Genomic DNA, 238 nt, shown 5'->3' on the forward strand with positions numbered 1-238 from the left:
CTTGAGCAAGAATATGATTGCGCCTTTCTCAGAAGCTCTTTATCTCCAAGGCATAGCCAGCCACTCACGGGAAGCTGCGGCCGTGAAGCTTTGCGACCGAATTACCAATCTTCAGTCAGCGCCGCCTATTTGGACAAAAGCGAAAAGAGCGTCTTACCTCGTAGAATCTGCGCAGATTCTGAGCGCGCTCGGACACGTGAATGGCTACCTGAAGGAGCGGCTTGGAGTGGCAATGATT

1 pseudogene is annotated in these 238 nt (G+C 52.1%); it reads left to right on the top strand.

The features are described 5' to 3' along the window. Positions 1–238, top strand: a pseudogene (locus AC0608_RS13885) (hypothetical protein); the annotation flags it as partial.

The organism is Flavobacterium sp. GNP008 (assembly GCF_056428965.1).